This window comes from Streptomyces sp. NPDC059456, assembly GCF_042750055.1.
GTDB lineage: Bacteria > Actinomycetota > Actinomycetes > Streptomycetales > Streptomycetaceae > Streptomyces.
This window is the reverse complement of the sequence record NZ_JBHYVA010000497.1, coordinates 1-6,417: the sequence shown is the minus strand read 5'-3', so window position 1 is coordinate 6,417 and position 6,417 is coordinate 1. Positions and strand designations below refer to the sequence as shown.

Genomic DNA, 6,417 nt, shown 5'->3' with positions numbered 1-6,417 from the left:
GTGGGGGACAGGAGGGCTTCAGCCGCGGACGGCTGCGATCGACTCGGACAGGGCGGACGGGACGTCCCCGACCAGGGTGTGCGAGCCGTCGCGGACGATGTGGCGGCCGCCCACCACCGTGTGGCGGACGTCGGCGGCCGAGGCCGCGAAGACGGCCGTCTCGGCGCCGAGCCGCGGCAGCGGGCCCGCCGTGCGGACGGTGTCCAGCGCGATGGTCGTGAAGTCCGCGAGCGCGCCCGCCTCCAGGCGGCCCGCGTCGGGCAGCCCGAGGGCGGCGTGGCCGCCGTCGGTGGCCGCGGTGAGCAGCGCGTTCGCCGTCCAGTGGCCCCGGGTGCGGCTGGCCAGGCGCTCGTTGAGCTCCATCGCCCGGGCCTCCTCCAGCAGGTCGATCACCGCGTGGCTGTCGCTGCCGAGGGACAGCGGGCTGCCCGCGCGCTGGAGCCGGCCGGCCGGGCCGATGCCGTCGGCGAGGTCCCGCTCGGTGGTGGGGCACATGCACGTACCGGTGGTGGTCCCGCCGAGGAGCGCGATGTCCGTGTCGGTGAGGTGCGTGTTGTGGACGCCGGTGGTGCGCGGGCCGAGCACCCCGTGGTCGGCCAGGAGCTGGGTCGGGGTGCGGCCGTGGGCGGCCCGGCAGGCGTCGTTCTCGGCGGTCTGCTCGGACAGGTGGACGTGCAGGGGTGCCTGCCGCTCCTCGGCCCAGCGGGCGACGGTGGCCAGCTGGCCGGCCGGTACGGCGCGCACGGAGTGGATCGCCGCTCCGATCAGGGCGTGCCCGCGGGGCTTGAGGGCCGAGACGCGTTCCGCCCAGGCCTCGGCCGTCCCGTCGGAGAACCGCAGCTGGTGCGGGTCCGGGGCCGCGCCGAAGCCGGACGAGAGGTACGCCGTGTCGAGGAGGGTGATCCGGATGCCCGCCGCGGCGGCCGCCTCGATCAGCGCCTCGCCCATGGCGTTGGGGTCGGCGTACGGGGCGCCGCCCGGGGCGTGGTGGACGTAGTGGAACTCGCCGACGTTGGTGATGCCGGCCAGGGCCATCTCCGCGTACACCGCGCGGGCGAGCGCGAAGTACGTGTCGGGGGTGAGGTTCTGGGCGACCCGGTACATGACCTCGCGCCAGGTCCAGAAGGTGCCCGAGCCGACCTGGACCACGGAGCGCAGGGCCCGGTGGAAGGCGTGGCTGTGCGCGTTGGCCAGGCCCGGGACGGTCAGCCCGCGCAGCACCTCGGCCCCCGGCGGCGGGGTCTCGACCCCGGTGCGCAGGGAGCCGATCCGCCCGTCGGCGGACACGTCGAGCGCGACGCCCGGCTCGACGTGGGTGCCGAGCCAGGCGTGCTCCAGCCAGTACGTCGTCAGCGGCATGCCAGGCCTTCCAGTACGTCGGCGAGGGCGAGCACACCGGCCACGCAGTCGTCCTCGGGGGCGAACTCCCGCGGGGAGTGGGAGACGCCGGTGGGGTTCCGTACGAACAGCATGGCGGTCGGGACGGCGGCGGAGAGGATTCCGGCGTCGTGTCCCGCCCCGGTGCCCAGCACGGGGACGGCCCCGCCGAGGATCCGGTTCATCTCGTCGCGCAGGGCGTGCTCGAACTCGACGACCGGGGTGAAGGACTCCCGGACGACGGCCAGGTCGATGCCGTCCTGGTCGGCGCGCTCGCGGGCGGCCTTCTCGACGGCGGTGACGACCGTGTCGAGGGTGGCCTGGTCGGCGGCGCGGGAGTCGAGCCAGCCGCGTACGAGCGAGGGGATGGCGTTGACGCCGTTCGGCTCGACGGCGATCTTGCCGAAGGTCGCGACGGCCCCGGCGAGGGCGGCCTCGGTCCGGGCGGCGAGGACGGTCGCCGCGTACGTGAGCATCGGGTCGCGCCGGTCCACCAGGCGGGTGGTGCCGGCGTGGTTGGCCTCGCCTCGGAAGTCGAACCGCCAGCGCCCGTGCGGCCAGATCGCGGACGCGATGCCGACGGAGTCCCCGGACAGGTCCAGGGCCCGGCCCTGTTCGACGTGCAGCTCGACGAAGGCGCCGATGCGGGCGAGGCGTTCCGGGTCGGCGCCGATGGCCTGGGGGTCGTACCCGGCGGCCTCCATGGCCTGCGGCAGGCCGATCCCGTCGGCGTCGCGCAGCTCGAACGCCTTCTCCTTGGTCAGCTGCCCGGCGGCGAGCCGGGAGCCGACGCAGGCGAGACCGAACCGGGCCCCTTCCTCGTCACCGAAGTTGGTGATGGCCAGGGGCCTGGAGAACTTCGCGCCCCTCCTGCGGAGTTCGTCCAGGGCCGCGAAGGAGGACACCACGCCGAGCGGGCCGTCGAAGGCGCCGCCGTCGGGCACGGAGTCCAGGTGGGAGCCGGTGACGACGGCGTCACCGGCGAGGGGGTCGCCGAGCCAGGCCCACTGGTTGCCGTTGCGGTCGGTCTCGTAGGCGAGGCCGCGGGCCTCGGCCTGCTCCTGGAACCAGGTCCGGCAGTCGGCGTCGGCGCCCGTCCAGGCGTAGCGGCGGTATCCGCCGGACCCGGCGTTGCGGCCGATGGGCCGCAGCTCGTCCCACATGGTGTGGAACGAGGCTGCGGCCGCCGGGACGTCCTTGCTCACGCCGAGTCGCCTTCGCGCATCGGGACGCGGACACCGCGCTCGTCCGCCACCGACTCGGCGATGTCGTAGCCCGCGTCGACGTGGCGGATGACGCCCATGCCGGGGTCGTTGGTCAGGACGCGGCGGATCTTCTCGCCCGCGAGCTTGGTGCCGTCGGCGACGGTGACCTGGCCGGCGTGGATCGAACGGCCCATGCCGACGCCGCCGCCGTGGTGGATCGAGACCCAGGAGGCGCCGGAGGCCACGTTCACCATGGCGTTGAGCAGCGGCCAGTCGGCGATCGCGTCGGAGCCGTCGAGCATCGCCTCGGTCTCGCGGTACGGGGAGGCCACCGAACCGCAGTCGAGGTGGTCGCGGCCGATGGCCAGCGGGGCGGCCAGGGTGCCGTCGGCCACCATCTCGTTGAAGCGCTCGCCGGCCTTGTCGCGCTCGCCGTAGCCGAGCCAGCAGATGCGCGCCGGCAGGCCCTGGAAGTGGACCCGCTCGCCGGCCATCTTGATCCAGCGGTGCAGCGACTCGTTCTCCGGGAAGAGCTCCAGCATCGCCTTGTCGGTCTTCGCGATGTCCGAGGCCTCGCCGGACAGGGCGGCCCAGCGGAAGGGGCCCTTGCCCTCGCAGAACAGCGGGCGGATGTAGGCCGGGACGAAGCCGGGGAAGGCGAACGCACGGTCGTAGCCGGCCAGCTGGGCCTCGCCGCGGATGGAGTTGCCGTAGTCGAAGACCTCGGAGCCCGCGTCCATGAAGCCGACCATGGCCTCGACGTGCCTGGCCATCGACTCGCGGGCCCGCGTGGTGAAGCCGGCCGGGTCCTTGGCCGCGTACGCCGCCATGTCGTCGAAGTCGACGCCCACCGGCAGGTACGACAGCGGGTCGTGCGCCGACGTCTGGTCGGTGACGATGTCGATCGGGGCGCCTTCCGCGAGCATCTGCGGGAGGAGCTCGGCCGCGTTGCCGAGCAGGCCGATGGACAGCGGCTTGCGGGCGTCGCGCGCCTCGACCGCGAGCTGCAGCGCGTGCCGCAGGTTGTCGGCCTTCACGTCCAGGTAGCGGTGCTCGATGCGGCGCTCGATGGCGCGCGGGTCGACGTCGATGCAGATCGCGACGCCGTCGTTCATCGTCACGGCCAGCGGCTGGGCGCCGCCCATGCCGCCGAGGCCGGCGGTCAGGGTGATGGTGCCGGCCAGGGTGCCGTTGAACTTCTTGGCGGCGACGGCCGCGAAGGTCTCGTACGTGCCCTGGAGGATGCCCTGGGTGCCGATGTAGATCCACGAACCGGCGGTCATCTGGCCGTACATGGTCAGACCGAGCTGCTCCAGACGGCGGAACTCCTCCCAGTTGGCCCAGTCGCCGACGAGGTTGGAGTTGGCGAGCAGCACGCGCGGCGCCCACTCGTGGGTCTGCATCACGCCGACCGGGCGGCCGGACTGGACGAGCATCGTCTCGTCCTGCTTGAGGGTGCGCAGGGTGCGGACCATCGCGTCGAAGGAACGCCAGTCGCGGGCGGCCTTGCCGGTGCCGCCGTAGACGACGAGCTTGTCGGGGTGCTCGGCGACCTCGGGGTCGAGGTTGTTCTGGAGCATGCGGAGGGCGGCTTCCTGCTGCCATCCCAGGGTGCTGAGCTCGGTGCCTCGCGCAGCGCGTACGGGGCGGGGTCCTGACATGGCGGTGCCTCCTCCGATGTTGGTCAATCCATTCACATCCTGACCGGCTGAATAGATTCAGTCAACAGCTGCGGGCCGACCCGCCGGGTGATTGGCTGGCGGACATGGCTGTCGAGACGCACACGGCGGCGGGCACGGCGGACGCCGCGGCCCGCCGTGACCTGGCCGTACGGGCCGCCGTCGAGCAGGGCCTGGTGGGCGGGGAGGAGGGCGCGCAGCCCCTGGTCTGCCTGCTGGACGTCGCCGGGATCAGAGCCTCCGCAACCGCCCTGACCAGCGCTTTCGCCGCCGCCCTGGCACCCGGCACGCCCGTGCTGCACGCCTTCGCGGTGAAGGCGTGCCCGCTCGTTCCGGTGCTGCGGCTGCTCGCGGACTGCGGCCTCGGCTGCGAGGCCGCGGGCCCCGGCGAGCTGGCGCTGGCCCTGGCGGCCGGCGTGGACCCGCGGCGGACCGTCCTGGACTCCCCCGCCAAGACCGTGGCCGAACTGCGCGGGGCACTGGCCCTCGGGATCGCCGTCAACGCCGACAACCGGCAGGAACTGGAGCGCCTGGACGCGCTCGTCGCCGCGGCTCCCACCGCGTCCCCCCTCGGGGTCCGGATCAACCCGCAGACGGGCGCGGGCGCCATCGACGCGCTCTCCACGGCCACCGCGACCTCGAAGTTCGGGATCGCGCTGCGCGATCCGGGCGCGCGCGCACGGCTCGTACGGGCCTTCCTGGAGCGGCCGTGGCTGACCCGGCTGCACGTCCACTCGGGCTCCCAGGGCGTACCGCTGCCGCTGATCGCGCAAGGGGTGCGGGAACTGTACGACCTGGCCGAGGAGATCAACGCGGCGGCGGGGCGCCGCCAGGTCGACACCCTCGACATCGGCGGGGGCCTGCCGGTGAACTTCGCGTCGGACGCCGAGGACCCGACGTACGCGCAGTACGTGGCGGCCCTGCGGGAAGCCGTCCCGGGCCTGTTCGGCGGCCGCTACGGCCTGGTGACGGAGTTCGGCCGGTCCCTGCCGGCCAAGCACGGCCTGGTGCTCTCCCGCGTCGAGTACACGAAGACCACCGGCGGCCGCCCCATCGCGCTGACGCACGCGGGGGTCCAGCTGGCGACCCGTACGGTGTACGCGCCGGCGGCGTGGCCGCTGCGGGTCCTGCCGTACGACGCGAAGGGCGCCCCGAAGACCGGCCCGCCCGTCGCCCAGGACATCGCGGGCCCGGCCTGCTTCGCGGGCGACCTGCTGGCCACCGGCCGGGAGCTGCCGGAACTGGCCCCGGGCGACCTGATCGCCGTCCCGGACACCGGCGCGTACTTCTTCACGGCCCACTACGGCTACAACAGCCTCCCGCGCCCGGCGGTCCACGGCTTCACGACGACCCCCTCCGGCACGGTCCGCTTCACCCTGGTCCGCCCGGCCCAGTCCCTGCAGGACCTGACGGCCGAATCCGGAGCCGCCCACCGCGACGCCCTGCTCTGACCCGGCCGGCGGCTACTCCACGAACAGCCCGCGCGCCGCCGCCCGCGCGTCGAAGGCCTCCAGCCGCGCCTGCGCGTCCGGCAGGGCGTCCGCCATGGCCTCCAGCAGCACCCGCCCCAGCAGCATCGGCGCGCACGCCGTGTCGAAGGCGAGGCCGGTGCCGACCGGCGCCGGGATCAGCAGGTCGGAGGAGCGGGCCACCGGGGCGAAGGCCGAGTCGGCGACCGTCACCACCTGCAACCCCGCCCCCCGCGCGTGGTCCAGGGCCTCCGCCACCTCCCGCGGGTGCCGCGGCAGCGCGAAGCACAGCAGCGCCGAGGCCCCGGCCGCGGCGGCCGCGTCGATCCGGTCGGCGAGCATCGAGCCGCCCTCGTCGAGCAGCCGCACGTCCGGGTGCACCTTGGCGGCGAAGTACGCGAACCCGCGCGCCTGCGAGGACGCCGCCCGCAGCCCGAGCACGGGCAGCGGCCTGGACCCGGCGAGCACCCGGCCGGCCTCCTCGACCGGCGAGGGGTCGGCGAGCATGGCCGACAGCTGCCGCAGGTTCTCGATCTCGCCCTGGACGGCCTGCTGGTACTCGTTGTACGTGTCCTCCCGCGCGGCCGCGGCGGGGCCGGGGGGGGGCCCCAGCACCCAGTGGCGGCGCACCCCCCCGTTACCCCAGTCAACGAGCGCCCACCCCAAACGCGGTCACGGCGTGCGGGG

4 protein-coding genes and 1 pseudogene are annotated in these 6,417 nt (G+C 74.4%); 1 reads left to right on the top strand and 4 read right to left on the bottom strand.

Annotated elements, in window-relative coordinates:
* Positions 1 to 18: 18 nt before the first annotated feature.
* Genes ACFXA3_RS31495 through hutU form a run of 3 tightly spaced genes read right to left on the bottom strand, consistent with a single transcriptional unit; the run spans position 19 to position 4,243 of the window.
* Positions 19 to 1,359, bottom strand: coding sequence for a formimidoylglutamate deiminase (locus tag ACFXA3_RS31495; RefSeq protein ID WP_385192276.1), 1,341 nt, complete (start codon positions 1,357 to 1,359; stop codon positions 19 to 21).
* Entirely contained in the window at positions 1,350 to 2,540 is a 1,191-nt protein-coding gene (locus ACFXA3_RS31490; RefSeq protein WP_385192278.1) for an allantoate amidohydrolase, read from the bottom strand. The genes ACFXA3_RS31495 and ACFXA3_RS31490 overlap by 10 nt, the downstream gene beginning before the upstream one ends.
* A 38-nt stretch (positions 2,541 to 2,578) precedes the next feature.
* Positions 2,579 to 4,243: a urocanate hydratase gene (hutU, locus tag ACFXA3_RS31485; protein ID WP_385192274.1), complete on the bottom strand. Its 1,665-nt coding sequence runs from the start codon at positions 4,241 to 4,243 to the stop codon at positions 2,579 to 2,581.
* A gap of 104 nt (positions 4,244 to 4,347) precedes the next feature.
* Here hutU and ACFXA3_RS31480 point away from each other — a divergent pair, with 104 nt between their 5' ends.
* Positions 4,348 to 5,712 carry a diaminopimelate decarboxylase gene (locus ACFXA3_RS31480; RefSeq protein ID WP_385192271.1) on the top strand — a complete coding sequence of 455 codons (1,365 nt, stop codon included), beginning with the start codon at positions 4,348 to 4,350 and terminating at the stop codon, positions 5,710 to 5,712.
* Positions 5,713 to 5,724: 12 nt separating this feature from the next.
* Here ACFXA3_RS31480 and ACFXA3_RS31475 read toward each other — a convergent pair.
* Positions 5,725 to 6,309, bottom strand: a pseudogene (locus ACFXA3_RS31475) (MurR/RpiR family transcriptional regulator); the annotation flags it as partial.
* Positions 6,310 to 6,417 lie beyond the last annotated feature (108 nt).

What these genes read in the sequence shown, in the direction of transcription:
- ACFXA3_RS31480 (WP_385192271.1), top strand. Translation starts at nt 4,348, where the DNA reads ATGGCTGTCGAGACGCACACGGCGGCGGGCACGGCGGACGCCGCGGCC.
- hutU (WP_385192274.1), bottom strand. Translation starts at nt 4,243, where the DNA reads ATGTCAGGACCCCGCCCCGTACGCGCTGCGCGAGGCACCGAGCTCAGC.
- ACFXA3_RS31490 (WP_385192278.1), bottom strand. Translation starts at nt 2,540, where the DNA reads ATGTGGGACGAGCTGCGGCCCATCGGCCGCAACGCCGGGTCCGGCGGA.
- ACFXA3_RS31495 (WP_385192276.1), bottom strand. Translation starts at nt 1,359, where the DNA reads ATGCCGCTGACGACGTACTGGCTGGAGCACGCCTGGCTCGGCACCCAC.